The organism is Halomonas sp. PGE1, from assembly GCF_013000985.1.
In the GTDB taxonomy this organism is placed as follows: domain Bacteria; phylum Pseudomonadota; class Gammaproteobacteria; order Pseudomonadales; family Halomonadaceae; genus Halomonas; species Halomonas alkalicola.
This window is the reverse complement of sequence record NZ_CP053032.1, coordinates 1,848,873-1,874,560: the sequence shown is the minus strand read 5'-3', so window position 1 is coordinate 1,874,560 and position 25,688 is coordinate 1,848,873. Positions and strand designations below refer to the sequence as shown.

19 protein-coding genes are annotated in these 25,688 nt (G+C 71.1%); 6 read left to right on the top strand and 13 right to left on the bottom strand.

The window, feature by feature from the left end:
- Window positions 1–20 precede the first annotated feature (20 nt).
- Complete coding sequence (locus HIR79_RS08835; protein WP_169958050.1) at window positions 21–2,678, top strand: bifunctional diguanylate cyclase/phosphodiesterase; 2,658 nt, start codon at window positions 21–23, stop codon at window positions 2,676–2,678.
- Here HIR79_RS08835 and HIR79_RS08830 read toward each other — a convergent pair.
- From HIR79_RS08830 to rfaH, 5 genes are all read right to left on the bottom strand, one after another.
- On the bottom strand, window positions 2,662–3,882 hold the full coding sequence (locus HIR79_RS08830) for a PqqD family protein (RefSeq protein WP_169958049.1): 1,221 nt from the start codon (window positions 3,880–3,882) through the stop codon (window positions 2,662–2,664). The genes HIR79_RS08835 and HIR79_RS08830 overlap by 17 nt on opposite strands.
- Window positions 3,876–4,226, bottom strand: a complete 351-nt coding sequence (locus HIR79_RS08825; protein WP_169958048.1) for a hypothetical protein — start codon at window positions 4,224–4,226, stop codon at window positions 3,876–3,878. Before HIR79_RS08825 ends, HIR79_RS08830 begins: the two co-directional genes overlap by 7 nt.
- A gap of 228 nt (window positions 4,227–4,454) precedes the next feature.
- Window positions 4,455–4,568: a cytochrome c oxidase subunit CcoM gene (gene ccoM / locus HIR79_RS18650; RefSeq protein ID WP_276110359.1), complete on the bottom strand. Its 114-nt coding sequence runs from the start codon at window positions 4,566–4,568 to the stop codon at window positions 4,455–4,457.
- 128 nt (window positions 4,569–4,696) lie between these two features.
- Window positions 4,697–5,206, bottom strand: coding sequence for an FKBP-type peptidyl-prolyl cis-trans isomerase (locus tag HIR79_RS08820; protein WP_169958047.1), 510 nt, complete (start codon window positions 5,204–5,206; stop codon window positions 4,697–4,699).
- Between the two features lie 38 nt (window positions 5,207–5,244).
- Window positions 5,245–5,781, bottom strand: coding sequence for a transcription/translation regulatory transformer protein RfaH (rfaH, locus tag HIR79_RS08815; protein WP_110067986.1), 537 nt, complete (start codon window positions 5,779–5,781; stop codon window positions 5,245–5,247).
- A gap of 174 nt (window positions 5,782–5,955) precedes the next feature.
- Between rfaH and HIR79_RS08810 the strand changes: the two genes are divergently transcribed.
- Window positions 5,956–7,323, top strand: coding sequence for an AmpG family muropeptide MFS transporter (locus HIR79_RS08810; RefSeq protein WP_110067987.1), 1,368 nt, complete (start codon window positions 5,956–5,958; stop codon window positions 7,321–7,323).
- Between the two features lie 4 nt (window positions 7,324–7,327).
- Here the strand turns inward: HIR79_RS08810 and HIR79_RS08805 are convergent, their stop codons facing one another.
- Both HIR79_RS08805 and HIR79_RS08800 read right to left on the bottom strand, forming a co-directional pair.
- The gene (locus tag HIR79_RS08805; protein ID WP_169958046.1) at window positions 7,328–9,160 is read right to left on the bottom strand and encodes an SEC-C metal-binding domain-containing protein; all 1,833 of its coding nucleotides are present in this window, start codon (window positions 9,158–9,160) and stop codon (window positions 7,328–7,330) included.
- A 63-nt stretch (window positions 9,161–9,223) separates the two neighbouring features.
- Entirely contained in the window at window positions 9,224–10,468 is a 1,245-nt protein-coding gene (locus HIR79_RS08800) for an ABC1 kinase family protein (protein WP_169958045.1), read from the bottom strand.
- Window positions 10,469–10,593: 125 nt separating this feature from the next.
- Here HIR79_RS08800 and HIR79_RS08795 point away from each other — a divergent pair, with 125 nt between their 5' ends.
- The 3 genes from HIR79_RS08795 to HIR79_RS08785 all read left to right on the top strand — a co-directional run bounded on the left by HIR79_RS08795 (window position 10,594) and on the right by HIR79_RS08785 (window position 14,191).
- Entirely contained in the window at window positions 10,594–12,537 is a 1,944-nt protein-coding gene (locus HIR79_RS08795) for a DNA topoisomerase III (RefSeq protein ID WP_169958044.1), read from the top strand.
- Complete coding sequence (locus HIR79_RS08790; RefSeq protein WP_169958043.1) at window positions 12,534–13,550, top strand: ketopantoate reductase family protein; 1,017 nt, start codon at window positions 12,534–12,536, stop codon at window positions 13,548–13,550. The genes HIR79_RS08795 and HIR79_RS08790 overlap by 4 nt, the downstream gene beginning before the upstream one ends.
- A 74-nt stretch (window positions 13,551–13,624) precedes the next feature.
- On the top strand, window positions 13,625–14,191 hold the full coding sequence (locus tag HIR79_RS08785) for a hypothetical protein (protein ID WP_181395573.1): 567 nt from the start codon (window positions 13,625–13,627) through the stop codon (window positions 14,189–14,191).
- 111 nt (window positions 14,192–14,302) lie between these two features.
- Here the strand turns inward: HIR79_RS08785 and ppc are convergent, their stop codons facing one another.
- Genes ppc through cysM form a run of 5 tightly spaced genes read right to left on the bottom strand, consistent with a single transcriptional unit; the run spans window position 14,303 to window position 22,513 of the window.
- A complete protein-coding gene (gene ppc / locus HIR79_RS08780; protein ID WP_169958042.1) occupies window positions 14,303–16,951 on the bottom strand; it encodes a phosphoenolpyruvate carboxylase in 2,649 nt (882 codons plus the stop codon).
- Window positions 16,948–17,877 carry a nucleoside triphosphate pyrophosphohydrolase gene (mazG, locus tag HIR79_RS08775; RefSeq protein ID WP_110067992.1) on the bottom strand — a complete coding sequence of 310 codons (930 nt, stop codon included), beginning with the start codon at window positions 17,875–17,877 and terminating at the stop codon, window positions 16,948–16,950. Before mazG ends, ppc begins: the two co-directional genes overlap by 4 nt.
- A complete protein-coding gene (relA, locus tag HIR79_RS08770; RefSeq protein WP_169958041.1) occupies window positions 17,874–20,150 on the bottom strand; it encodes a GTP diphosphokinase in 2,277 nt (758 codons plus the stop codon). The genes mazG and relA overlap by 4 nt, the downstream gene beginning before the upstream one ends.
- Complete coding sequence (gene rlmD, locus HIR79_RS08765) at window positions 20,143–21,615, bottom strand: 23S rRNA (uracil(1939)-C(5))-methyltransferase RlmD (protein WP_169958040.1); 1,473 nt, start codon at window positions 21,613–21,615, stop codon at window positions 20,143–20,145. The genes relA and rlmD overlap by 8 nt, the downstream gene beginning before the upstream one ends.
- A 1-nt stretch (window position 21,616) precedes the next feature.
- Window positions 21,617–22,513 (bottom strand): cysteine synthase CysM, encoded by an 897-nt coding sequence (gene cysM / locus HIR79_RS08760; RefSeq protein WP_169958039.1) that lies wholly within the window; start codon window positions 22,511–22,513, stop codon window positions 21,617–21,619.
- A gap of 117 nt (window positions 22,514–22,630) precedes the next feature.
- Between cysM and HIR79_RS08755 the strand changes: the two genes are divergently transcribed.
- Window positions 22,631–25,312, top strand: coding sequence for an ATP-binding protein (locus HIR79_RS08755; RefSeq protein WP_169958038.1), 2,682 nt, complete (start codon window positions 22,631–22,633; stop codon window positions 25,310–25,312).
- On the opposite strand, the gene acpS is transcribed toward HIR79_RS08755, so the two are convergent.
- Entirely contained in the window at window positions 25,309–25,686 is a 378-nt protein-coding gene (gene acpS / locus HIR79_RS08750) for a holo-ACP synthase (protein ID WP_169958037.1), read from the bottom strand. The two genes, HIR79_RS08755 and acpS, sit on opposite strands and share 4 nt — an antisense overlap.
- Between the last annotated feature and the right edge of the window lie 2 nt (window positions 25,687–25,688).

Genomic DNA, 25,688 nt, shown 5'->3' with positions numbered 1-25,688 from the left:
GAACCAAGGAAGGAGTCACCATGGCGCCGCAGGAACGCGACCCCACCCCACCCTCACCGGTCAGCGTCATTGCGCAGGACTACCGCCGCCTGCGGCGTGGCCTGGCGCTGCTGCTGAGCCTCGCGGTGATCTTCATCGTCGGCATCCTGCTGCTGGCGGCCGGCGAGCAGAACCGCCAGCAGGCCCGCCACACCGAACAGCAGATCGCCGTCCAGCTTTCCCAGATTCACCAGCGCCTGGCCGGCGTGGTGATGGACTATGCCGTCTGGGATCTCAACCACCTGGCGATCCACCGGCCCGAGGGGCCGGACCTCGACTGGCTCGAGGTCGAGATGGGCACCAATCTCCATGACAACCTGGGCATCGACCTGGCGTTGATCGTCGCTCCGGACGGCGAGGTGGTGTGGGAAGTGCGCGAGGGCGAGATCCTCCCACCGCGTCGGCGCAGCCAGCGACTGCCCGTCATACCGCCCGACCAGGCGGCGGCGACCACCTTCCTGAGGCTGGACGACGAGCTGCTGATGATGGCTGCCGCCCCGATCCAGCCGGAGAGCCCGCACCACCCTGCCGCTTCCGCCCCCCACCAGCTGCTGTTTGCCTATCGCCTGGGGCAAGGCCCCCTGGCTCAGCTGCGCGCCACCTCGGGGCTTGCGGACCTCCGCCTGCTGGACGCCCCCGCCGCCGAGGGCGGGGGGCTGGCGCTGCACGGCCCCGGGGAGACCCCCGAGGCCTGGCTGGCCTGGACCCCGGCGACCCCGGGCACCCTGATGGTGCGCCGCTCGCTCCCCTGGCTGATCATGACCCTGCTGGGGCTCGGCATCCTCGGCACCGGGCTCTTTCGTCACCTGGGCCGCCAGGCCGAGGCGAGCCTGTCCACCATCGCCGAGTTGCGCCAGACCCATGCCCGGCTCGCCGACCAGCAGCGTGCCTGGCACGGCCTGCGCGACATGCAGCTGGAAGAGGTGAGCGAGGAGGCTTTCATCGAGGCCCTGCTGGCCCGCAGTGCCGAGCTGCTCGATGTGGATGACGTCAACCTCTGGGTGATGGAGGGAGAGCGGCTGGTCTGCGCCGCCAGCCTTCGCAAGCCGGAACTGGTCGGCCAGAGCCAGGGGGGACACCGACTGCAGACGTACCTGGCGCAACTGCGCCACCATCCGGCGCTGGTGACCGACGACGCCCAGAACGACCCGCGCCTCGTCGACCTGGCACCCTATCTGAGGCAGCAGAAGATCACTTCGCTGCTCGATATCGGTCTCTTTCTGGCCGGCGAACTGCGCGGGGTGCTCTGCTGCGAGGATCACCGCTCACGCCGCTGGCGCGACGACGAGGTCAACGCCCTGATGGGCCTGACGGGACTGCTCACCCAGTTCGCCGAGTCCCTGCGGCGCCGCGAGGTGGAGCTGAGCCTGGACCGCCAGCTGAACCATGACGAGGTCAGCGGCCTGCCGACCCTGCGCGGCCTCGACGAGACGATCTCCCCCCTGCTGGAGCAGGGTGAGTGCCAGGTTGGCATCCTGCACCTCAAGGGGCTGACCCAGATCAATGACACCCTGGGCACCGCCATGGGCGATGCCGCCTTCCACGCCGTGGGGCGCCTACTGAGCCGTCGCCTGGCGGCCCCCGCCCTCGCCGGAAGCGCCGCTCGGCTGCCCGCCAACCGCATCCTGCTGCTGCTGCCCGGCGCCGACTCCTCGCTGCGCCAGCAGGCTCTGGAGGACCTGCTCGAGGAGCTCGATGGACGGGAGTGGCTGGGCGCTCAGCAGGCGGCCAGCCTGCGCTTCACCCTGGGCCTGGCCAGCTGCCCCCGGGACGGCCACGACATCCACCGGCTGCTGCAGCGGGCCGAGCTGGCCCTGGACACGGCCCGGGATATGCCGGTACACCACCTGGCCCGTTACGAGCCCGCCATGGGGGAGTGGCAGGCCCGTGTCAGCCGACTCGAGCGGGAGCTGCGCGAGGCACTGACGCGTCGCGAATTCCGCCTCCACCTGCAGCCGCAGTTCGACGCGGCCGGGCGGCTGCACGGCGCCGAGGCGCTGCTGCGCTGGGAGCACCCCGAGCGGGGGCTGCTGGCGCCGGGGGCGTTCATCGCAGAGGCCGAGCACAGCGGGCTGATTCGTCCCATCGGCAAGTGGGTCCTCGACGAGGCCCTTGGGCTATTGGCCGGCCCGCTGCGCGACAGCGACATGGTGGTGGCGGTCAACGTCTCGGTGCAGCAGCTGCGCGACGAGGCCTTCACGCAACAGCTGTCCGAGGCCCTCGCGAGCCGCGCTGTACCGGCGTGCCGGCTGGTGCTCGAGGTGGTGGAGTCGATGCTGGTCACCCCGGAGATCCGCCGGCGCCTGGAGTCGCTGCAGGCGCTGGGGGTGTCCATCGCGCTGGACGACTTCGGCACTGGCTACTCCTCGCTGCGCTACCTCCAGCAGCTGCGCGTCCATGAGATCAAGCTGGATCGCGCCTTCATCGAGCCGCTGAAGCACGCCGACGACGCGCCCCTGGCGCGCTCGATCATCGCCATGGCCCAGGCCCTGGAGCTGCAGCTGGTGGCCGAGGGGGTGGAGACCGAGGCCCAGGCCGATTTCCTGCGTCGCCATGGGGTGACGCTGATGCAGGGCTACCTGCTGGCCCGACCGGAGCCGGTGGAGGCCTTCCTGGCAAGGGTCAAGGGCAGTCGCTGACCGCGCCGGCCGGGCTCACCAGCCCGGCGGCGGCGAGCCCCGCCAGCAGGGCCTGGACATCCTCGAGCACCCCGGCCCACGGCAGCCCGAAGTGCCCGCCCAGCAGCTCCGCCAGCTCTTCGGGGCTCAGGGGTTCATGGCGCAGCAGCTGCCAGATCAGCCGGCCGGTGGGGTTGAGCCGGTGGATCGCCCCACTGGCCACCTCCACCAGGAAGAGTTCGTCGTCCAGCGGATAGTCGAGGACGCTCTGCTCGGGCGCCCAGGGGCCATCCGGCAGGGCCCCCGTCGACAGCGTCGGGCGCGCCACCAGACTGGCCGCCGGCAGCGCTGCCGGCAGCGCTGCCGGCAGTGGCCCGCTCAGGGCCTCACCCAGGGCCCTGGCCGCCGCCAGCGGCTCCGAATAGCGCAGCAGCAGGCAGGGAACCTGCCCCATCAGCGGCAGGAAGCGCTCCATCAGGGCCTCGCTCGCGACCTCAGGGGCAAAGTTCTCGCATAGCAGCTGCAGCAGCCCCTCTCCCGGCGCCAGCCGGCTGAGCGCCGGGGCCACGGCCCCCTCGTCCCGCGCCAGCAGCACCACGGCACCCAGCGGGCGAACCTCGCCGTGGGACGCCAACCGACCACGCGGCGGCACCACGTAGCGGTAGCGCCTGTCGGCAGGCCCGGCATGGCGCTCGGCGTAGTCGAGGAAGCCGGGGGCGAAGCTCTCCGGCAACGGCAGGCGCAGGCGGGGAACGATGCCCAGCGCCATGCCCTCGCCCTCTGGCGTCAGGGCCAGCACATCATCACCGAACACCCGGAAGCCCGCGGCGGCGAAGGCGGCCGTCAGGGTGCTCTTGCCCGCTCGGTGGGAGGCCGGAAAGATCACCAGGCGCCCGTCGACCTCCACCGAACCGCCATGCAGCCCGATGCTGTCGGGGTGGCGGTCGAAGTATTCGCCGACCAGGTCGGCAATCAGGCTGCAGGCGGCCTCGGTGGGGGTGGAGAGAAAGAGACCCTCCGGCAGGGCCGGCGAGTGCTGGCGGTAGCCCCGCCCCTCGCGACCAAGCCGGATCGGCGGGGCCGCCCCCTCGGCCTCGACCACCTCGACAGGCCATCCCGCCATCGCCGCCCGCAGGGCATCGAGCACTTCGGGACAGTCGCTCAGACGCAGCACCCGGCCGAGGCTGGCCAGGCACAGGTCACATGACGCAGCGGCCCTCACCATCGGGGGGGGACGGAGACGATCAGTCGGATCCCGCTGCGCTCATCGTCGCGGCGATAATCGCGATCGCGATAGACGCCATCGCGGCGGTCGCGACGATAGCCGCCGCTGGGTCGTGAATAGCTCGGGCGGGAATAGCCTGGGCGGCTGAAGCTCGGGCGGGAGTAGCCGGGACGGCTGAAGCTGGGACGGGAGCGTCGGGAGTGCTGGGCCTGTGCCTGGCCGAGGCTGAAGAGGGTCGGGGCGACGTAGGCGCCGGCGATCCCGATGCCCAGGGTCGCCAGCAGCCGGCGTCGGCTCTGGCGCTTGCGCTCGTTCGGGCTCTCGGTGTCACGCTGGGCGGTCATGGCGGGCTCTCCGGATTATCGAACAGCGTTCATTCTAGCGCTGCCCAGACCCGCTTCACCAGCCGACCAGGGAGACCTGGCGATGATCGCGGCCGGGTTCCGCGAAGCCTGCACATTCTGCCCGGCGCCGTCGGTCAAAAACGACAGGCGAAAAAAAGCCGACCCAAGTGGGTCGGCTACAGGGGGGATGACTCCCCCCTCCCCTGACGACTCTTGATGCAGCTGGCTTCAGTGCTTCTTCTTGCGATGATCCCGCACGATGAAGGTAATCCAGCCACCCATGAAAGCGATCATCATCGCGACGGTGACCAACCCGAAGATTACGGCGTCATCCAGATACATGTGCGTGTCCTCCCGTCTCGATGTGTTGAGAGGACTTTAGCCCGGGGAGGCGGGAAAAAACCTGATCTGCATCAAATTCGACTCCGCCGCCCCGCGGGGGCGGGACGAATATTGATGCAGGTCAGTTTTCACAGCACCTTCTTGTCTTCCACGCTGGCGTGATCGGTGCCGGGCGGCAGCGGATGGCCCTTGGCAAGCTCCGCGCGAGTGGCGTCGCGCACCCCGAGCACCTCCAGCCGATAGCGCAGGGTCCGGCCCGCCAGCGGATGGTTGGTGTCGATCAGCACGCTGTCATCGCGCACCTCCAGCACCGTGACCACCTGGGGGCCGGCTTCGCCGGGGGTCTGGAAGCGCATGCCCGACGCCAGATCGCTCACCGGGAAGGCGCCGCGGCCGACCTCGCGCACCAGCGCCTCGTTGCGCAGCCCGTAGGCCTCCGCCGGCATCAGGGTCACGCTGAGGTCGGCGCCCGCGGCCTGGCCCTCCAGGGCACGCTCCAGCCCCTCGACGATATTGTGGTGGCCGTGGAGGTACTCCAGGGGCTGCTGGCGGGCACGGGAGTCATCCAGCAGCGCGCCGTCGGCGGTATCGGTCAGGACATAGTGCAGGGTCACGACCCGCTGGGGGGCGATCGTCATGGCAGTCTCCTCGGACAGGAACAGGGGGGCGTTATGGCTCAGCTGCGGCGCAGCTGGGCCACCGGCACCTCCAGGCGCTGCTGGCGGTGCAGCAGGTTGAGCAGCACGATGGCGCGCTCCTCCCCCTTGTGGCTGGCAAAGACCGCCTGCAGGTCCTTGAAGGGCCCCTCGGTGATGGTGACCGGCTCGCCGGTGCGGAAGTAGAGGTTGACGGTGGCGTCGTCGCGCTCGCTGCCGTGCTCGCGCAGGGTGGTGATCAGCGCATCGCTCACCGCCACCGGCATGTCCCCGAAGCCGACCAGCTTCAGCACGCCGCGGGTCGAGCGGATCGGGCGCCAGTTGCTGACCAGCCGATCGAGGTGAATGAACAGGTAGTAGGGGAACAGCGGCTCGCTGACCCACTCGAGCTTGCCGCGGCGCTTCTTCTGCACCTCGAGCACCGGGTGGAACACCTCGTAGCCCTGGTTGGCCAGGTGCTCGGCGGCACGGAACGACTCACCGCCCTTGCACTGGATCACGTACCAGCGGGGGACGGCCTCGTCGCCGGACTCAAGGGTCGCATCGTTCTCGTTCATGGGACTCCTGACAGGTAAGGCTGGACGCTGGTATCACCGCCCGGGCTCTGCAACAATCGGCGCGATGTCCGGGCCCCCGGCCCGGCAGCCGGATTCTACCATCGATGGTGACCGCCTGTGACGGCCCGCCGTCCGGGTGGCTCGCAAGGAGTGCCCTGCCCGATGCCAAGCCCCATGCCCAGCCCAACGCCCCATCGCAGCTGGCGCGACGCCCTGGCGATCTACCTGCGTGCGCCGGTGATCACCATGCTGTTCCTCGGCTTCTCGGCCGGCCTACCCTTCCTGCTGGTGTTCTCGACCCTCTCGGCCTGGCTGCGCAGCGACGGGGTCGAGGTGGCCGCCATCGGCTTCTTCTCCTGGATCGGCATCCTCTATTCGATCAAGTTCTTCTGGGCGCCGGTGGTGGATCGCCTGGCCCTGCCGCTGCTGACCCGCACCTTCGGCCAGCGGCGCGGCTGGATGCTGCTGGCCCAGGCCATGATCGCCGCCGGCCTGGTGGGGCTGGCCAGCCTCGACCCGACCCGGAATCTGGCCATGGTGGCGGGCTTCGCACTGCTGGTGGCCTTCGGCAGCGCCACCCAGGACATCGCCATCGACGCCTTCCGCATCGAGTCGGCCCCGGACGATATCCAGGCGGCCATGGCCTCCACCTACATCATCGGCTACCGCGGCGGGCTGCTGGCCGCCGGTGCCGGCGCCATGTACGTGGCCTCCTGGCTCTCCTGGGAGGCGGCCTACCTGACCATGGCCGCCCTGGTGGGCATCGGGGTGGTCACCGTGCTGCTGCGGCCTGAGCCTGCGCGCCTTTCGCTCACCACCCAGCTGATCCACGAGCCGAAGGTGCGCGCCTTCCTGCGCGCAAGCCGCGGCAAGCCGCGCCAGCTGCGCCGCCTGGGTGCCTGGGTGATCGGCGCCATCGTCTGCCCCTTCACCGACTTCTTCAGCCGCCACCGCCTCAAGGCGCTGTGGCTGCTGGTGTTTATCGCCGTGTTCCGGATCAGCGACCTGGCCATGGCCTCCATGGCCAACCCGCTCTATATCGACATGGGCTTCTCCCTGGCCACCATCGCCAACGTCACCAACGTCTTCGGCATCGCCATGAGCGTGACCGGGGGGATCCTGGGGGGGCTTCTGGTGGCGCGCTACGGCATCGGGCCGATCCTGGTGCTGGGGGCGGCGTCTGCCACCCTGACCAACCTGCTGTTCGCCGCCCTGGCGCTGGCCGGCCAGAGCCTGCCGATGCTGGTGATGGCGATCGTCGGCGATAACCTCGCCAACGGCCTGGCCAGCGCGGTGTTCATCGCCTTCCTCTCCAGCCTCACCTCAAGGGCATATACCGCGACCCAGTACGCGCTCTTCTCGTCGCTGATGACCCTGCCGGGCAAGTTCCTCAGCGGCTTCGGCGGGCTGGTGGTGGCTGCCGAGGGCTACGCCACCTTCTTCGTCATCGCCACGGCCCTGGGCCTGCCGGCGATCGCGCTGGCGATCTGGATCAGCCGCGACCGCGACCTGGTGCCGGCCCCGCTGGCCCGCGGGACCTGACAGACTACCCCTCGTCGAGCCAGGCCTGCAGCCAGGCCAGCGCCCCGGGGGTGGCTCGCCACTGGTCGCGCATCAGGGTGCGATACTGCCACGCCTCTGCCCGGGAGCCCGGCTCGGCCACCCCGTCGCCGCCGACGGCGGGCAGCGGGCGGGGGCTGTCGGCGCACAGCAGGGCCAGGGCATGGCCGTTGTGTCGACGGGCCTCCTCCAGCGCCTCGGCGGCCTCGGCCTGACGCTCGAGACGATAGAGCGCCAACGCGCGGCCCAGCAGCAGGCCCAGCGCCGCCTCGCCCAGCTCCTCTCCCGCCGGCGGGTGGCTGACGGCGAGCGCCTCGTCGTCGCGCCCGTCGCGCAGCAGTTGGTCGAGCACCAGCTCCCGGAGCCCAAGGCTATCGTGGTCATCCAGCGCCAGCAGACGCTCGGCGAGCCGCCGGGAACGCTGGCGTGCGCCGCGCTCCATGCCCACCACCAGCGCCAGGCCGGTGCGCAGCAGCAGGGCGTTGTCGGCATCGTCCCAGGCCAGGGTGCCGGGCCCCTCCCCGGCCGCCTGGTCGAGCCAGCGCTCCAGCCGCTCGGCCAGGGGCACGAAGAGGCTCGGGGCCATCCAGGGTAGGCTGCCGAACCGGGTGGTGAGCGCCAGGGCCAGGCCCTGGAGCACCGCCGGGGCATCGAGCCACTCGGGGTGGGCACAGAGCTCGGGCAGCCACTCGCCGGCCGCCGGCCAGGGGTCATCCTCCAGCCCCAGCGGCGACTCGCTGACTGCCTCCGCCGGGAAGCAGGCGAGCCATGCCGCCGTGAGGGCCCGCTCACGCTCGCCCTGGTGGTATTCGAGACGCCCCTCGTCGCTGCGAGTGATCCGCAGCCGAGGAGCGGTGGGCAGCACCTCCAGCAGGGCCTGCAGCGACGCCAGCGGACCGGCCAGGTCCTCCTCGGCGTTGAGCAGCTGCTCGGCCAGGGTGGCCCCGGGGTTGTCGGCCAGGTCGGCCAGGAACTCCAGCTGGTCGGGATCCAGCTCGCCCTGGCGGGCGAGGCGGCGGAACCAGAAACGAGCCCGCTCGGCGGCCTCCTCCTCGTGCCCCTCGTGGAGCAGCAGCATCGCCTCGATATAGGCCAGGGTCGGTGAGTCCGGCAGCGCCTGCTGGGCACGCACGAAGGCGGCCCGGGCGCTGTCGAGGTCGTCGGCGTCGAGATGCATCAGGCAGAGGCGCTCCAGGGCCACTCCCCTCAGGAACAGCGGGCCCTGCTCGAGCACGGCGTCGAGGAGGGCCTCACGCTTGTGACGGAAGCCGCGCTCCTGATAGAGGTCGATGAGGATCTCGAAGGCGGGCTCGGCCTGCTCGGGCAACCGCGACCAGTCGCCGCGCTCGAACAGCGATTCGAGGATCTGCTGGGCGCGGCCGCGCTGGCCGGTCTCGGCGGCAATCAGCCCCGCCTCGAGCAGCGCCTGGGCCGGGGCGCGACCGCTCTCCAGAGCCGCCTTGAGGGAGTCGCCCTTCCACTCCCGCAGCGACAGCATCCACATCAGGTGGTCGGGCACCGGACCGGGCAGGCGCACCGCCCCGCAGCACTGCTTGGTCTTGCGGCCGGAGTCGCACCAGCAGGGCTCGTTGCGGCCCGGGCGCGCCAGGGGTTCGCAGGCGAAGCCGAGGCGTTCCAGCGGCGTCTGGGACCACAGCTCCGGTGCCAGCGCCTGGGCCATGGGCAGATTGCCACCCACCAGCGCCGGGCCTTGCTCGCGGGCCCAGGTCATCAGCGCCGGATAGCGCTCGTCGCGGCGAATCGCCTTGAGGGCTCCCGAGGCAAACCCCAACAGCTGTTCGACCCATACTGCCAGCATGGCACTCTCCACCGTCCGGAAAACGGCACAGTCTACCAGTCCGCCTGGCGGCTGGGCAGCCGCTCAGCGCCGCGCCCACTCCAGCAGCGGCCGGGTACGGGCCTGCATGTCGAGCCGGGCGCCCAGGCGCACCAGGTTCCAGTAGTGGCCGTTGAGGGTGCGCGACAGCAGCAGGGTCTCCGCCGGCGGCTGCAGGCGGTCCATGGCGGCCCACACCTTGGGGGTGAGGTCGCGCAGGCGGCGGTGCACCCGCACATCGCCGAAGTCCTGCTCGCCGGGCGCAAACAGCGGCGACACGGCCTCGGCGGATTCCCGGTAGAGCGCCAGCGGAGCACCCTGCCCCTGGCGGCCACCGAGCCTGAGCAGCGCCTCGTCCATGGCCATGGGATCACCCGCCAGGGTCGCCTCGAGCAGCTGCATCATGGCGCGCAGGCGCGGCTCGGGGACCGGGATCACCGCCCCCAGGTCGTAGATCACCAGGCGCCCCTGCGCGTCGACGGCGAAGTTGCCGGCGTGGGGGTCGGCGTGGAGCTCGCCGTGGGTGAAAAGCTCCTCGGTGAGCCAGTCGGCCAGGGTCACCGCCACGCCCTGACGCAGGGCATCGTCGCCCGATTCCAGCTCGCGCAGCGGGGTTCCCGGCGCATAGCGCATGGCCAGCACGCGCTCGCCGCAGAGCGCGGGCAGCGGCTCGGGGATCACCAGGTTCTCGAGGTGGGCATAGCGCGCCCGGTAGCGGGCCAGCGCCTCGGCCTCGGCGCGGTAGTCCAACTCGCCACGCAGGCTGGCGGCGAGCTCCTCGAAGAGCGCATCGAGGCGCGCCTGGGGCACCTTGAACCAGCGGCCCAGCCGCATCAGCCGGCGCACCTGGGCCAGGTCACTCTCCAGCACCTCGGCGAGCCCCGGGTACTGCACCTTGAGCACCAGGATCTCGCCGTCCCGGGTCACGGCACGGTGCACCTGCCCCATGGAGGCGCTGGCGAAGGGACGCTCCTCGACCTCGCGGAACACCGCGTCGAGATCGCCATACTGAGCCACCAGGCTCTCGCGGATGCGCGGCCAGGGCATGGGCTCGGCCTGGCGCTGCAGGCGAGCGAGCTCCTCGGCCAGGTCGGGGGGCAGGAGGTCATCCCACTGGGACATGATCTGGGCCAGCTTCATGGCCGGCCCCTTGAGCTCGGAGAGCCCCTCGAACAGCGCCTCGCCCAGGGCCCGCCAGTCCGCCTGGCCGCCCAGCCGGGTGCGGATCAGCGCGCCGCCGGTCCGGGCACCCAGTCCCAGCAGTCGTCTCGTCCTGCCTCGTTCGCGCATGCTGTCGCTCCGCTCGTTGGGCCGAAATACCGATACAAGGATTGTACATCAAAATCATCTCGTGACACCTGGCCAGGGACACCGCCGGCTGGAAGAATATCCAGACTACCGCCGAAGAGCCTGCCATGCGCCTGATCATCGCCGAGAAGCCCAGTCTCGCCCGCGCCATCGCCGACGCCCTGCCCGGCGTCCCCCGCAAGCAGGAGGGCGCCATTGCCGTGGGCGACACCGTGGTGACCTGGTGCCTGGGCCACCTGCTGGAGCAGGCGCCGCCGGACGCCTATGACCCGGCCCTCAAGCAGTGGCGGCTCGATAGCCTGCCGATCCTGCCCAGCCGCTGGAAGCTGACGCCGCGCCCGAAGGCGCGTGGCCAGCTGGCGGTGATCCGCGGCCTGCTCAAGTCCGCCCGGGAGGTGGTCCACGCCGGCGACCCGGACCGCGAGGGCCAGCTGCTGGTGCAGGAGGTGATCGAGCACCTGGGCTGGAAGGGGACGGTCCTGCGTCTGCTGGTCAGCGACCTCAACCGGCCGGCGGTGCAGCGCGCGCTGGCCCGGCTGGAGGACAACGCCCGCTATCAGCCGCTCTATCGCGCCGCCGAGTCGCGCTCCCGGGCCGACTGGCTCTACGGCATCAACCTCACCCGAGCCTGGACCCTCACCGGGCGCCAGGCGGGCCACGACGGAGTGCTCTCCGTGGGCCGGGTGCAGACGCCGGTGCTGGGGCTGGTGGTTCGCCGCGACGCCGAGATCCGCGACTTCACCCCCCACCCCTTCTACGTGCTGTGGGCGGACCTCGCCGTGGCGCGCGGGACGCTGCGCGCCTGGTGGGCGCCCGGCGAGGGCCAGCCTCTGGACGACCAGGGGCGACTGCTCGAGCGTGCCCCCGCCGCTGCCCTGGCCGAACGGCTGCCCGGCGCCGAGGGGCGGCTCACCTCGCTCGAGACCCAGGAGAAGCGCCAGGCCGCCCCGCTGCCCTACTCCCTCTCCGCGCTGCAGGTAGACGCCGCACGCCGCTACGGGCTCTCTGCCAAGGCGGTGCTGGATACCTGCCAGGCCCTCTATGAGCGCCACCAGCTGATCACCTACCCGCGCTCCGACTGCCGCTACCTGCCCCAGGAGCACTTCGCCGCCGCCAGGACCACCCTGGAGGGCGCCTGCCGGGCGGACGACACCCTGCGCCAGTGGCTGGCCGGGGCCGACTTCACGCGGCGCTCGCGGGCCTGGAACGACAAGCAGGTGGGCGCCCACCACGCCCTGGCCCCCACCGGCCGGCCCATGGACCCCACCCGCCTCTCGGCCACTGAGGCCAACGTCTTCCGGCTGATCGCCCGCAACGTGCTGGCCCAGTTCTATCCCCCACTCGCCACCCGGGAGGTGAAGGCGGAGTTCCAGATTCTCGGCGAGGCCTTTCGCGCCCGCGGCCAGGAGATTCTCGAGGCGGGCTGGAAGCCGCTCTTCACCACCCGCGACGAGGCGCCGCCGCTGCCGGCGCTCAGCGAGGGCGAAGCGTGCCGGGTCGTCGAGGCCGCCGTGGAGGATCGCGAGACCCGCCCGCCGGAGCCCTTCAACGACGCCAGCCTGATCAAGGCGATGATGAACATCGCCCGCTACGTGGACGACCCGGCGGTGAGGCGCACCCTGCGCGAGCACGACGGCCTGGGCACCGAGGCCACCCGCGCCGGCATCATCGAGACCCTGGTGGAGCGCGGCTACCTGGTGCGGCGCGCCAAGGCGCTGCGTGCCACGCGCCTCGGCAGCGCCCTGATCGCTTCGCTGCCCGAGGCGGCCAGCCGCCCGGAGCGCACCGCCCTGTGGGAGCAGCGCCTCTCGGCCATCGCCGAGGCGGGCGCCGACCCCGCCCCCTTCCTCGGCGACCTGATCCGCGACCTGCACGGCCTGCTGGCCAGCGCCGACGCCGGCCGCCTGCGCCAGGCGCTGGCCACCGCCCGCGGCGAGGAGCCCGCCCCCGGCGGGCGCGCCCCGGCCAGACGCCGAGGCACGGCCTCCCGTCGCCGCAGCGGAACCGGTAGCGGCACCCGTCGCCCGAGCCGCAAGCGGAGCGGCTCATGAACCGGCAGGACACCCACTGGATCGTCGGCCCCGGCGCCCTGGGCCGGCTGATCGGCCTGCGCCTGGCCACCCGCCCGGGCCTGCCCGTGGCGGTGGCCCTGATCGGGCGCCGTCGCCTCCCCATGGAGCAGACGCTGGTCACCCCCCAGGGGGAGGCCCTGAGCGTCAGCGTGGCAACCGCCACCCTGGGGTCGCTGCCGACCGACCCGCCCGGCGTGGTGCACCTGACCACCAAGGCCTACGGCGCCGAGGCGGCGTATGCGGCCCTGGCGCCCCACCTGCCCGCCGGCACACCGCTGGTCCTGTGGCAGAACGGCTTCGGCTGCCAGCCGCGGCTGAGCCGGCGCCATGACGGGCCGGTGCTGTGCGCCACCACCACCGAAGGCGCCTACCTCGAGGCCGGGCCGTCTAGCGACGGCCGGGTGGTCCATGCCGGCCGCGGCGAGACCCTGATCGGGGCGCTCGACGAGACCCTTGCCGGCCGGCAGACCACGCTCGCCATGGCCCTGGCCGGCGAGCTTGCCACCACGCTCACGGACGCCGGCCTGGCCGCCCGGGCGGTAAACGACATCCGCCAGCGACTGTGGCACAAGCTCGCCGTCAACGCCGCCATCAACCCGCTGGTGGCACGCTTCGGCATCCGCAACGGCCAGCTGCGCGACCGCCCCTTCCGCCCCATGGTGGAGGCGGTCATCGCCGAGGTGGCGACGATCCTGGCCGCCGAGGGCATCGCCCCGCCCGACGGGGCGGGGGGCGTGATGGCGCGAGGGGAGGAGCATGCCCGGGACCTCGAGGCGTGGCGAGGGCTGGTATGGCGAGTGGTGGAGGGCACCGCCGGCAACCGCGCCTCCATGCTGCAGGACGTGCTGGCCGGACGGCCCACCGAACACGAGGCGATCCTCGGTCCGCTGCTGGCCGCCGCCGATGCCCATTGGCTGCCGGCCCCGCGCCTGACCGAACTGGCGGACTGGCTCAGGGCCCGGGAAGTGGCGGGCTCGAGCGACACTTGCTAGGCTATCTTGACACCAATCACTCGCCCTGAGGCTCTTGCCGAGGTCGGCCGGGCCCCAGCGCAAGGACAGGGATCATGAGAACGCGTTCCCTCTGCGCCTGCCTGCTGGCCTGCCTGGCCGCCACCGCCACGACCGTGGCGCTGGCCGATGGCGCCCCCTCCTTTGCCGGCAAGGACAGCGACCTGATGCGCCTGGACAACGGCATGGTGATCGAGGGGCGCGACATCGAGACGCCAGACGGCTACACCTCCGGCTTCCGGCTCATCGCCGGCTTCACCCCGCTGCGCCTTCCCCGGCTCGACCTGGCCGCCGAATTCAGCTATCGCGAAAGCGACGAGGTGCCCACCCGGATGGGTGACAACAGCCTGCTGGTCAACTCGGTCAGCCTGGGCGGCAGCCTGATGGCCGGCGTGCGCATCGGCCAGCTCGGCCTCTACGCCAAGTCCGGCCTGGCGGGCTGGGAGGGCGACGCGGTGATCCCCCGGGATGCCCTCAATACCGCCGGCACCACCCGAGTGACTGGCCTCGGCGCCCGCCTGGAGTTCAACCACCTGGTCAGCCGCCTGGAGTTCGAGGAGTTCGACGCCCCGGACATGGCGCATCTCAACCTGTTGACCGCCTCGCTGCACTTCCCCTTCTAGAAGCAAAAAACAAGAAGCAAGAAGCTAGACAGATAAGGTGTCCGCGCAGGCACAAGCCGCAAGGGGTTTCCTTGCCGCCTGTGCCTTCTCGCCTGATGCTGGCCGAAGACCCTAGCCGGTATTGCGCAGCCCCGCCGCGATGCCCGCCATGGTGACCATCAGCGCCCGGGACAGGTCGGCGCTGATCGCCCCGTCGGCATCCCGGTTGCGCTGCAGAAGCTCCGCCTGCAGGCCATGCAGCGGGTCGATATAGGGGTTGCGTACCGCGATGGCCTGGCGAATCAGCGGGGTCTTCTCCAGCAGCTCCTGCTGTTCAAGGACCTGCAGCACCACCTGATGAAGCCGCCCGAAACGCTCGCGCAGCCGCTCGCCCAGCGCCTTGAGCGCCGGCTCGTCCACAAGGCGATGCTCATAGTAGGCCGCGATGCCCACGTCGGCCTTGGCCAGCAGCATCTCCAGCATGTCCAGGTAGGTGCCGAAGAAGGGCCAGCTATCGCGCATCTCCTGGAGCACCTCCAGGCCACCCTCCTCCTCCAGGCGCCGGGCGAAGGCCTCGCCGCTGCCCAGCCAGGCGGGCAGCATCAGCCGGATCTGGGTCCAGGCGAAGATCCACGGGATCGCGCGCAGCGTCTCGACCCCACCGTCCTGGCGGCGCTTGGTGGGACGCGAGCCCAGCGGCAGCCGCCCCAGCGACCCCTCCGGCGTCACCGCCCGGAAGTAGGGCACGAAGTCTGGATCCTCGCGCACCACGCCGACATAGGCACGGTGGGCCACCTCGGCCAGGCGATCCATCTCCTCGCGCCAGCGGGGCTGCGGCGCCGGCGGCGGCAGAAGGGTCGCCTCCAGCACCGCACAGGCGTAGATCTCCATGGAGCGCAGGGCGATCTCCGGCTGGCCGAACTTGAAGCGGATCATCTCGCCCTGCTCGGTCACGCGAAGGCTGCCGTTCACCGACCCGGGCGGCTGGGAGAGAATCGCCGCGTGAGCCGGGCCGCCGCCGCGCCCCACGGTGCCGCCGCGGCCGTGGAACAGGGTCAGGTCGACGCCATGCTGGCGGCATACCTCAACCAGGGTCTCCTGGGCGCGATACTGGGCCCAGGCCGCGGCCAGCTGCCCGGCATCCTTGGCCGAGTCGGAATAGCCGATCATCACCTCCTGGCGGTCGGCGACGAGGGCGTGGTAGCCGGGCAGCGACAGCAGCCGGTCGATGACGTCGCCGGCATGGTTGAGGTCGTCCAGGGTCTCGAACAGCGGCGCGATGGGCAGCTTGACCTCGCCCCCCACCTCCTTCATCAGCAACGCCACGGCCAGCACGTCGGAGGGTTGCCCCGCCATGGAGATGATATAGGTGCCCAGCGCCTCGGCCTGCTCGCTGGCGATGACGCGGAAGGTATCGATCACCTCCCGGGACTCCGAGGAGCACTCCCAGCGGCGAGGAATCAGCGGACGCCGCGAGGCGAGCTCCTCGAGCAGGAAGGTCTGGCGCTGCTCCTCGCTCCAGTCGCGGTAGTGGCCAAGGCCCAGGCCATCGGTGAGCTCCTCCATCACCTGGGCGTGACGCCCCGCCTCCTGGCGGATGTCGAGTTTGGTCAGGGTCACCCCGAACACCGCCACCCGACGCAGGGTATCGAGCAAGGCGCCGTTGGCGATGGTGTCGAGGCCCACATCGCACAGCGAGCGGTAGCAGGTCAGCAGCGGCGCGAAGAGCTGGTCGCGGCTCTCGATGACCGGCCCACCGTCGAAGGGCTTGCCGTCCAGGCACGCCTTGGCCCAGTCGCGGGTCGCCTCGACCCGGGTGAGCAGCCGGCGCAGCAACTCGCGATAGGGTTCGGCGACATCCCCCACCTCGGCCTTCAGGGCGCTGTTGGCCTTCCACATGGAGAGCTCGGCCTTGAGCTGCTCCAGGTCACGCAGGTAGAGGTCGGCGGCCATCCAGCGTCCCAGCAGCAGCACCTCGCGGGTGACCCGGGAGGTGACGTTGGGATTGCCGTCACGGTCGCCCCCCATCCAGGAGGCGAAGCGGATCGGCGCCGAATCCAGCGGCAGCCGCTCGCCGGCGGTCTCCAGCAGCAGGTTGTCGAGGTCGCGATGGAAGTCGGGCACCGCCTGCCACAGCGAGTTCTCGATCACCGCGAAGCCCCATTTCGCCTCGTCCACCGGGGTGGGACGCTCGTGGCGGATCTCGTCGGTATGCCAGGCCTGGCTGATCAGCTCCTCCAGGCGCCCCTTGGCCCGGACGCCCCGCTCGGGGTAGTCGCCGGAGGACTCGATGGCGGTGAGGCAGTCGTCGATGGCATCGTACTTCTGGATCAGTGTGCGGCGGATGACCTCGGTGGGATGGGCCGTGAGCACGAGCTCGACGCGCATGGCGGCCAGGGTCTCCACCAGCTTGCGCGGCGTGTTGCCGGCCTCGCGGGCGCGGGCCAGCAGTTCACTGAGCACCGGCTGGCTGCCGGGGCGGTAGTCCTCCACGCGGCGAAAGCGCGCCCGATAGTGCTGCTCGGCGATATTGGCCAGGTTGAGAAACTGGTTGAAGGCGCGGGTCACCGGCAGCAGGTCGCGGTCGGGCAGGCGACGCAGGTAGTCGATCAGTTCGCGCTGGCTGGTCTCGTCGCCCTGGCGGCCGCGCTTGGCGAAGCCGCGGATGGTCTCGATCTTGTCGACGAAACCGGCACCCAGGTCATCGGCGATGGTGCGCCCCAGGCTATCGCCCAGGACACGAACGTTGTCGCGCAGGGATTCATGCAGGTCGTGGCTCATGGCCCAGAGTCTCCCGGAGTCGCTCCCGCCGTCGCGGGAGATGAGAAGGGGGTGGTGGAGTCGGCGGCGGAGCGCTCGGCGGCCTTGGCGGCCTGCCAGTGGCGCTCCATGAGGTCGAGGCCGGCCTCCTCGAGGGCCACGCCCTCGGCGATCAGGGCCGCCTCCAGATGGCGGAAGCGGCGCTCGAACTTGGCATTGGTGGCGCGCAGGCACTGCTCGGGGTCGGCCTTGAGGGTGCGCGCCAGGTTGGTCACCGCGAAGAGCAGGTCGCCCACCTCCTCGGCGGCGTGGTCGCGGTCGCCGGCGGCCAGCGCCTCCTCGACCTCGTCGAGCTCCTCGCGGATCTTGGCGATCACGCCCCGCGCATCGGGCCAGTCGAAGCCGACCCGGGCGGCGCGCTTCGAGAGCTTGGCGGCCCGGGAGAGCGCCGGCAGGCTGCGCGGGACGTCGTCCAGCACCGACGCCGCGGCGGGTTCTCGCCTCGCGGCGGGCTCGGCCTGAACGCGTTCGGCGCGCTCCTCGGCCTTGAGGCTCTCCCAGCGGGAGTGGACCTGGGCCGTCTCGATCTCCTCGGCGGTCACACCCGGCGGGCGACGCGAGGCCAGGGTGCCGTCGGGGAAGACATGGGGGTGGCGGCGCAGCATCTTCTCGGTCAGAACGTGCACCACGTCGCCGAAATCGAAGCGCCCCTGCTCGTCACCGAACCGGGCGTAGTAGACCACCTGGAAGAGCAGGTCGCCGAGCTCCCCGGGCAGCTCATGCCAGGCCCGCCGCTCGATGGCATCGGCGACCTCGTAGGCCTCCTCGAGGGTGTGGGGGACGATGGAGTCCCAGTCCTGCCTGAGGTCCCAGGGGCAGCCCTGCTCGGGGTCGCGCAGCACGGCCATGAGGGTCAGCAGGTCGTCGAGGTCATGGCGGCGACTCATGCGCCCTTCCCCTTGCGCTTGCCCGCCTTGCCGCCGCTGCGCAGCCGGCGCACCTCGATCACGTTGGAGAGCTGCTGGATGCGCGAGAAGAGCCGCCCCAGGGTCTCCAGGCCATCCACCTCCACGGTGATCTGCATGCGCGCGATGCCATCGTCGGTGTCGGTCAGGGTGTTGACCGCCAGCACGTTGACCTTCTCGTTGCCGAGCACGCCGGTGACGTCGCGCAGCAGGCCGGAGCGGTCCCAGGCCTGGATCTCGATGTCCACCGGGTACTGGGTGCGGGCCCGCTCGCCCCACTCCACCTCGATGATGCGCTGGGGCTCGTCGAGACGCAGCTGCAGGATGTTGGGGCACTCCTGGCGGTGCACGGTGACCCCGCGCCCCTGGGTGATGAAGCCGACGATGGGCTCCCCGGGCACCGGGTGGCAGCAGTTGGCCATGCTGGTCTTGAGGTTGCCCACCCCGAGCACGGTGATGTCGCTCTGGCCGGCCTTGCCCGGCGAGCGCTTGGGCTTGGCCAGCAGGCGGTCGAGCTGCTCCTGGTCGTCGTTCTCGCCGAACAGCTGCTGGGCCTGGTGCAGCACCTGGCCGATGCGCAGGTCGCCGGCGCCCAGCGCCGCGTACATGTCATCGGGGGTCTGGTAGTTGACCTTGCGCGCCAGGGTCTCGAGGTCCATGTCCTCGAGATCGAGGCGCTTCATCTCGCGCTCGAAGAGGGCGCGGCCCTCCTCCAGGTTCTGGTCGCGGGCCTGGTGCTTGAACCAGGCCTGGATCTTGGCCCGGGCGCGGCTGGTGCGCACGTAGCCGAGGCTGGGGTTGAGCCAGTCGCGGCTGGGGCCGCCCTTGCTGGCGGTGAGGATCTCCACCTGCTGACCGGTCTTGAGCCGGTAGGTGAGCGGCACGATGCGGCCGTTGACCTTGGCGCCGCGGCAGCGGTGGCCCACCTCGGTATGCACCCGGTAGGCGAAGTCGATGGGGGTGGCGATGCGCGGCAGGTCGATGACGTGGCCGTCGGGGGTGAAGACGTAGATGCGATCCGGGGCCACGTCGCTGTTGAGCCCCTCGCTGAGGTTGCCGATGTCGCCGACCTCCTCCTGCCACTCGAGCACCTGGCGCAGCCAGGCGATCTTCTCCTCGTAGCTGGAGCTCTTGGCCTTGGTGTCGTGGCCCTTGTAGCGCCAGTGGGCGCAGACCCCGAGCTCGGCCTCCTCGTGCATGGCGAAGGTGCGGATCTGGATCTCCAGCACCTTGCTCTCGGGGCCGAGCACCGCGGTATGCAGCGACTGGTAGCCGTTCTTCTTGGGGTTGGCGATGTAGTCGTCGAACTCGTTGGGCACGTGATGCCAGCGCGAGTGCACCAGCCCCAGCACGGTGTAGCAGTCGGCCACCTCGGGCACCAGGATGCGCACCGCGCGAATATCGTGCACCTGGGAGAAGTCGATGCGCTTGCGCTTCATCTTCCGCCAGATGGAGTAGATATGCTTGGCACGGCCGTCGACGTCGTAGCGGGTGATGCCCTGGGTCTCCAGCATGCCCTTGAGGGCCTCGACCACCTCGGCGATGTAGCGGTCGCGATCGACACGCTTCTCGGCCAGCTGGCGGGCGATCGCCTTGTAGTCGTCCTCGTGGAGGTAGCGGAAGGAGAGATCCTCCAGCTCCCACTTGAGGTGGCCGATGCCCAGCCGGTGGGCCAGGGGCGCATAGATGTCGAACACCTCCCGGGCCACGCGCAACTGCTTCTCGCGAGGGGCGTCCTTGACCTGGCGCAGGGCGCAGGTGCGCTCGGTGATCTTGATCAGCGCCACCCGCACGTCGTCGATCATGGTCACCAGCATCTTGCGCAGGTTGTCCTGCTGGTCGTGCTGGCCCATCTCGTGGCTGGGCGTCTGGGAGGCGCTGATCGCCGCCATCTGCAGCACGCCGTCGATCAGGCCAGCGACCTCTCGATCGAACTGCCGGGTGATGGCCGGCAGGTCGATCAGCCCCTCGCGCACCGCCCGGTAGAGCACCGCGGCCACCAGGGTGGCCTGGTCGAGCTTCAGTTCACCGAGGATGTCGGCCATCTCCAGACCCATGCGAAAGCTGGAGCCATCGGCCAGCCAGCGACGGTGGGGCCGGTCGGACTCGCGCTCCAGGCGCTCGGCCAGCAGGCAGGCCTCGCGCAGCTGGGCCGGGTCGCGCAGCTTGACGTCTTCCTGCAGGCGCTCGATCCAGCGCTCGATGTCGACGCGCCCCGTGTCGGTCAGCGGCTGGTCCTCACGGACTTTAACCATCGGGCGTAGCTCCTTGCGGCTGCCGTTCTGCAGACGGGTGCTCGAACAGCAGCATCGATTCCAGGTGTGAGGTATGCACGAACATGTCGGCCACCGCGAGTCGCGTCAGCCGATAACCGCCATGCACAAGGCGTGCCGCATCCCGCGCCAGGGTGGCCGGATCGCAGGAGACATAGAGCACTCGCGGCACGGGGGCGGCTACCAGCGCCCCGCAGACGGCATCGGCGCCATCCCGCGGCGGGTCCAGCAGCAGGGCGTCCGGCGCGGCCTCGGCCAGCAGGGTCTGCACCGCAGCGGCATCGTTGAGGTCGGCCTGGCGGGCCGTCACCGACAGGGCCCGCGCCGACGCATTGAGGCGGACGTTGTCGGCCAGCCGCTCGACCATGGCCGGGCTGCCCTCCACCGCCGTCACCCGGGCCCCGGCGGAGGCCAGCGGCAGGCTGAAGTTGCCGACGCCGGCGAACAGGTCCAGCAGCGACACGCCGTCAAGCCCCTCGAGCCAGGCCAGGGCGGTGGCCACCATCTGCCGGTTCACCTCGGCGTTGGCCTGCAGGAAATCCCCCGGGGCGAAGCCCAGGGTCAGCTCTCCCGCGCCGCGCGCTGCGCCAGGGGCCGCTGGCACGCGACAGCTCAGCGCCGGCGCCGGGGTCAGCCAGGTCAGCGCCGGCGACTCGCGCCCCGCCAGCCAGGCCAGGTGCAGGCCGTGCTCGGCGGCGAAGGCCTGCCAGGCCTCGCGGTCCTGGGCATGCTCCTTGAGCTGGCGAACCACCAGCGCCGGCCCCTGGTCGCTGTCGAGCAGCTCCAGATGCCCCACCTGGCGCGGCACCGAGAGCGACGCCACCTGCTGGTGCAGGGGCGCCAGCAGGGCGTCAAGGACAGGCACCAGGATGGTGCAGTGGTCGATGTCCACCAGGCGATGGCTGTGGCGAGCGCGGAAGCCGAGGTGCACCTGCCCCTCGGCGTCGACCTTGACCCCGAGACGGGCGCGGCGGCGATAGCCGCTGGCCTCCCCGGCCAGCAGCTCCGGCGCGGCGGGCGCCTCGATGCCCTGGCGGGCCAGCAGGTCGAGAAGCACCGCCTGCTTGTGGCGACGCTGGGCAGGCACGGCCAGGTGCTGGAGGTCACAGCCGCCGCAGCGGCCGAAGTGGGCACAGGGAGGCGCGACCCGGTCGGACGAGGCCTCGAGCACCTTGCGCACATGGGCCTCATCGAAGCGCTTGCGGGTGCGGTGCACCGCCGCCTCGACCCGCTCTCCGGGCAGCGCCCCCTCGACGAACAGCGCCTTGCCGGCGGCGTCATGAGCCAGCCCGCGGCCGTCGTGGGCCAGGCGCTCGATGGTCACCCCCGGGGACGGCTCCTCGCTGCCCGCGTGCTCACCGGGAATACCCCGGGGCGCCTGGCGCCCCTGCAGGCCCGAGACCCCCGACCGTTCACGGCGCGGCCGCCGCTTGCCCAGCATCGCCATCTCAGGCCTCCGGGGCGAACAGGCCGGTGGAAAGGTAGCGGTCGCCGCGGTCGCAGACGATGAACACGATCACCGCGTTCTCCACCTCCTCGGCGACGCGCAGGGCGCCGGCCAGGGCACCGCCGGAGCTGACCCCGGCCAGGATGCCCTCCTCCCGGGCCAGGCGGCGCATGTGCGCCTCCGCCTCGTGCTGGCCGATGTCCAGCACCCGGTCGACCCGGCTGGCGTTGAAGATGCTCGGCAGGTACTCCGCCGGCCAGCGGCGAATGCCGGCGATGCTGGCCCCGTCCTCGGGCTGCAGGCCGATGATCTGCACCTCGGGGTTGCGCTCCTTGAGCGCCTGGGAGACCCCCATGATGGTGCCGGTGGTGCCCATGGAGCTGATGAAGTGGGTCACCGTGCCGGCGGTCTGCTCCCAGATCTCGGGGCCGGTGCCCCGGTAGTGGGCCAGCGGGTTGTCGGGGTTGGCGAACTGGTCCAGGCGCTTGCCCTCACCGCGGGCCAGCATCGCCTCGGCCAGGTCGCGGGCCTCCTCCATGCCCCCCTCCTTGCTGACGGTGATCAGCTCGGCGCCGAAGGCCGCCATGGCCTGCTTGCGCTCCTCGGAGGCGTTCTCGGGCATGATCAGCACCATGCGATAGCCCTTGATGGCGGCCGCCATGGCCAGCGCGATGCCGGTATTGCCCGAGGTCGCTTCCACCAGGGTGTCGCCGGGGCGGATCTCGCCGCGCGCCTCGGCCTGCTCGAGCATGGAGAGGGCCGGGCGATCCTTCACCGAGCCCGCAGGGTTGTTGCCCTCCAGCTTGGCCAGCAGGACGTTGTTACGGCCGGCAGTGATGCGCTTGAGACGGACCAGCGGCGTGTTGCCGACGACCTCCTCGATGGTGGGAAAATGCATGCAACCTTCCTTGTGGAAACGGGTTTTTCAGCCATTATATCCCTGCCACCCCGGGGTGGACAGGCATCCCCCCCGGCTGTGTCATACTGAGGGCTGCCACCTGCAGAGAGCCTGTCGATGTCCCTGAAGTTCCGCCTGCTGATGACCGGCCTGGTCGTCCCTTGGCTGCTGATGCTGCTGATTGCCGCCACGACCCTGTCGCTGCACCACTCGCACCACGCCGAGCTGCTGCGGGCTCGTCTCGAGCACGCCGTCGACCTGCTCGCCCCCCAGCTGAGCAGCAGCGATGACGCCCTCCAGCGGGAGGCCACGGCGGCGCGGCTGCTGGAACTCGACGAGGTTCGCGCACTCGGCATCATCGATGCCCGAGGCGAGACGCTGCTGCAGCTGGGCCGGCTGCGCTCGCCGCCCGGCCTGCCGCGCGACGGCCACCGGCACCTCGAACAGCAGGCCACCGAATGGCGACTGCAGGCGCCGCTGTCCGGCACCGAACCGACCTGGCTGGTGCTCGACGTGGATGCCAGCCGACTGCTGCTCGGCCACTATCGCCAGATCGGCCTGACGGCCCTGCTGCTGGGGATTGCCGCCCTGCTGCTGGGGGGGCTGACCTTCGCCACCCACCGGCGTCTCTCCCCTCCCCTGCAAGCCGTGGATGAGGCCCTCTCCCGACTGGCCCAGGGCGAGAGCCCCCCCGAGCTTGCCCCCTCGCCCGGCGAGCTGGCCGGCCTCACCGAACGGGTCAACGCCCTGGCCAGCCACCTTGCCCGGGCGGGCCTGGAGACGCAGCGCCAGATCGAGCAGGCCACCGCCGAGCTCGAGGAGTCCATGGAGACCATCGAGGTCCAGAGCATCGAACTGGACATCGCCCACCGCCGCGCCGTGGAGGCCAACCGCATCAAGTCGGAATTCCTGGCCAACATGAGCCACGAGATCCGCACCCCGCTGAACGGCATCATCGGCTTCTGCCGCCTGCTCGACCGCTCGCGGCTGGAGCCGCGTCAGCGCGAGTGGCTGGAGCACGTCCAGCGTGCCTCCAGCAACCTGCTGATGCTGGTCAACGACGTGCTCGACTTCTCCAAGCTCGAGGCCGGGCGCCTGGAACTCGAGCGGCTACCGCTGGACATGGTGGCCCTGGTGGATGAGGTGCTGGGCCTGCAGGCACCGCTGGCCCATCAGAAGGAGCTGCAGCTGCTGGGCCTGGTCTATGACGATGTGCCCAGCGTGCTCACCGGCGACCCGATGCGCATCCAGCAGGTGCTCACCAATCTGGTGCACAACGCGGTGAAGTTCACCCGGCAGGGCGAGGTGGTGGTACGCGTGATGGTGGAGCAGGCCGACCCCGGCCGGGTCATCCTGAGGATCAGCGTCACCGACACCGGCATCGGCCTCTCCCCGGAGCGCCAGCGTCGTCTCTTCCAGGCCTTCCACCAGGCCGAGCCCAGCCACTCCCGGGAGTTCGGCGGCAGCGGGCTGGGGCTGACCATCTGCCGCCAGCTGGTGGAGCAGATGGGCGGCGAGATCGGCGTGGAGAGCGAGCCCGGCCAGGGCGCCACCTTCTCCTTCACCCTGCCGCTGGAAGGCAGCGACCTCAGCGAGCGGCCACCCGAGCTGCAGCTGGACGGGCAGAGGGTCCTGATCGAGGAGCCCCACCCCGCCACTCGCCGCGCCCTGCGCCATCTCTTTTCCCGCTGGGGCGCCCAACCGCTGGACGACACGACCCCACCACCCCAGAACGCGTCCCCGGCCCTGCTGGTCGCCAGCCTGCCCCACACGCCGCTGACCCCGGATGAGGCGTCGGCCTGGCAGCACCGACTGGCCGAGCTGGGCTGCCCGACGCTGCTGCTGGCCAATGCCAGCCCCCTCGACCTGCCCAGCCTGCCGCTGCCCCACGGCGGCGAGATCCTTGCCAAGCCGGTGGCCAGGGCTACCCTGGCTAACGCCGTGGCGGGCTTCCTGGACGCAGGCGAGGGTTCGACACAGGCCGCCCCGCGGGGGCTGCCGCCCCCCTCTGTGCTGCGCCTGCTGGCGGTGGATGACACCGAGTCGAATCGTCTGCTGCTGCGTGAGCTGGTGGCAGGCCCCGGCATCGAGGTCAGCCTGGCCGCCAGCGGCGAGGAGGCCCTGGCCCTGGCACGAAAGCACCCCTTCGACCTGGTGCTGATGGATATCCGCATGCCCGGCATGGACGGCGTGGCCGCCACTCGGGCGCTGCGCCGCCTGGGCGGCCCCTGGCGCACCACCCCGGTGGTGGCGGTCACCGCCCACGTGCTGGAGGAGGAGCGCCGCCGGCTGCTGGCCAGCGGGCTGGATGATGTGCTGGTGAAGCCGGTGGACGCCGGCGAGCTGCGCAGCGCCCTGCGCCGGCATCTGGATGTCACACTGCCGGAGGGCGACGAGGCCGCCTCGCCAGCGCGGGAGGAGGCGCCCGTGCTGATCGCCGATGACGGCGAGCTGCCCACGGTGGACCTGGAGCTCGGCGCACGGCTGGCGGGGGGACGAACAGGACTGGCCAGGGAGCTGCTGGAGCGGCTGGCGGCGGGACTCGACGAGAATGAAGCCGACCTGCGCCGCGCCCTGGCCGAGGGCGACGACGAGGCGCTGCTGGACGGCATCCACGCCCTCAACGGGGCCTGCCGCTACTGCGGGGCCCCGCGGCTGGGGCTGATCGCCGAGTCCCTGGAGACCCGGCTGCGCACCCGTGGCCGGGAGGCGGTGATACCGCTGATGGACGACCTCTTCGCCGCCATGGCGGACCTGCGCGCCTGGGCGAAGCCGCAGGCCAGACCCGACGACAGCTAACCTTCCAGGACCACGAAGGCGATGGCCAGGGCCTCCTCGTCGCTGATCGACAGGTGGGTCGCCCGCACCCCGGCGGCCATCGCCATCTCATGGGCCTTGCCCGACAGCAGCAGCGAGGGCCGGCCGAGGGCATCGTTGGTGACCTGGATCTCGGTCCAGCGCATGCCCAGCCGCAGGCCGGTCCCCAGCGCCTTGACGAAGGCCTCCTTGGCGGCGAAGCGCTTGGCCAGGAAGGCGGCCGGCGCCGGATGGCCCGCCAGGCGCTCACGCTCCAGCTCGCCCAGCAGCCGCAGCGCCAGCCGCTCGCCGTGCCGCGCCAGCGCGCGCTCGAAGCGCTCCACCCTGGCGATATCGGTGCCGATGCCGAGAATCATGG

What these genes read in the sequence shown, in the direction of transcription:
- mazG (WP_110067992.1), bottom strand. Translation starts at nt 17,877, where the DNA reads ATGAGTCGCCGCCATGACCTCGACGACCTGCTGACCCTCATGGCCGTG.
- HIR79_RS08790 (WP_169958043.1), top strand. Translation starts at nt 12,534, where the DNA reads ATGAACCGGCAGGACACCCACTGGATCGTCGGCCCCGGCGCCCTGGGC.
- acpS (WP_169958037.1), bottom strand. Translation starts at nt 25,686, where the DNA reads ATGATTCTCGGCATCGGCACCGATATCGCCAGGGTGGAGCGCTTCGAG.
- HIR79_RS08785 (WP_181395573.1), top strand. Translation starts at nt 13,625, where the DNA reads ATGAGAACGCGTTCCCTCTGCGCCTGCCTGCTGGCCTGCCTGGCCGCC.
- HIR79_RS08820 (WP_169958047.1), bottom strand. Translation starts at nt 5,206, where the DNA reads ATGACGATCGCCCCCCAGCGGGTCGTGACCCTGCACTATGTCCTGACC.
- ppc (WP_169958042.1), bottom strand. Translation starts at nt 16,951, where the DNA reads ATGAGCCACGACCTGCATGAATCCCTGCGCGACAACGTTCGTGTCCTG.
- HIR79_RS08810 (WP_110067987.1), top strand. Translation starts at nt 5,956, where the DNA reads ATGCCCAGCCCAACGCCCCATCGCAGCTGGCGCGACGCCCTGGCGATC.
- HIR79_RS08800 (WP_169958045.1), bottom strand. Translation starts at nt 10,468, where the DNA reads ATGCGCGAACGAGGCAGGACGAGACGACTGCTGGGACTGGGTGCCCGG.
- HIR79_RS08795 (WP_169958044.1), top strand. Translation starts at nt 10,594, where the DNA reads ATGCGCCTGATCATCGCCGAGAAGCCCAGTCTCGCCCGCGCCATCGCC.
- ccoM (WP_276110359.1), bottom strand. Translation starts at nt 4,568, where the DNA reads ATGTATCTGGATGACGCCGTAATCTTCGGGTTGGTCACCGTCGCGATG.
- HIR79_RS08755 (WP_169958038.1), top strand. Translation starts at nt 22,631, where the DNA reads ATGTCCCTGAAGTTCCGCCTGCTGATGACCGGCCTGGTCGTCCCTTGG.
- HIR79_RS08825 (WP_169958048.1), bottom strand. Translation starts at nt 4,226, where the DNA reads ATGACCGCCCAGCGTGACACCGAGAGCCCGAACGAGCGCAAGCGCCAG.
- relA (WP_169958041.1), bottom strand. Translation starts at nt 20,150, where the DNA reads ATGGTTAAAGTCCGTGAGGACCAGCCGCTGACCGACACGGGGCGCGTC.
- HIR79_RS08830 (WP_169958049.1), bottom strand. Translation starts at nt 3,882, where the DNA reads ATGGTGAGGGCCGCTGCGTCATGTGACCTGTGCCTGGCCAGCCTCGGC.
- rlmD (WP_169958040.1), bottom strand. Translation starts at nt 21,615, where the DNA reads ATGGCGATGCTGGGCAAGCGGCGGCCGCGCCGTGAACGGTCGGGGGTC.
- HIR79_RS08835 (WP_169958050.1), top strand. Translation starts at nt 21, where the DNA reads ATGGCGCCGCAGGAACGCGACCCCACCCCACCCTCACCGGTCAGCGTC.
- HIR79_RS08805 (WP_169958046.1), bottom strand. Translation starts at nt 9,160, where the DNA reads ATGCTGGCAGTATGGGTCGAACAGCTGTTGGGGTTTGCCTCGGGAGCC.
- cysM (WP_169958039.1), bottom strand. Translation starts at nt 22,513, where the DNA reads ATGCATTTTCCCACCATCGAGGAGGTCGTCGGCAACACGCCGCTGGTC.
- rfaH (WP_110067986.1), bottom strand. Translation starts at nt 5,781, where the DNA reads ATGAACGAGAACGATGCGACCCTTGAGTCCGGCGACGAGGCCGTCCCC.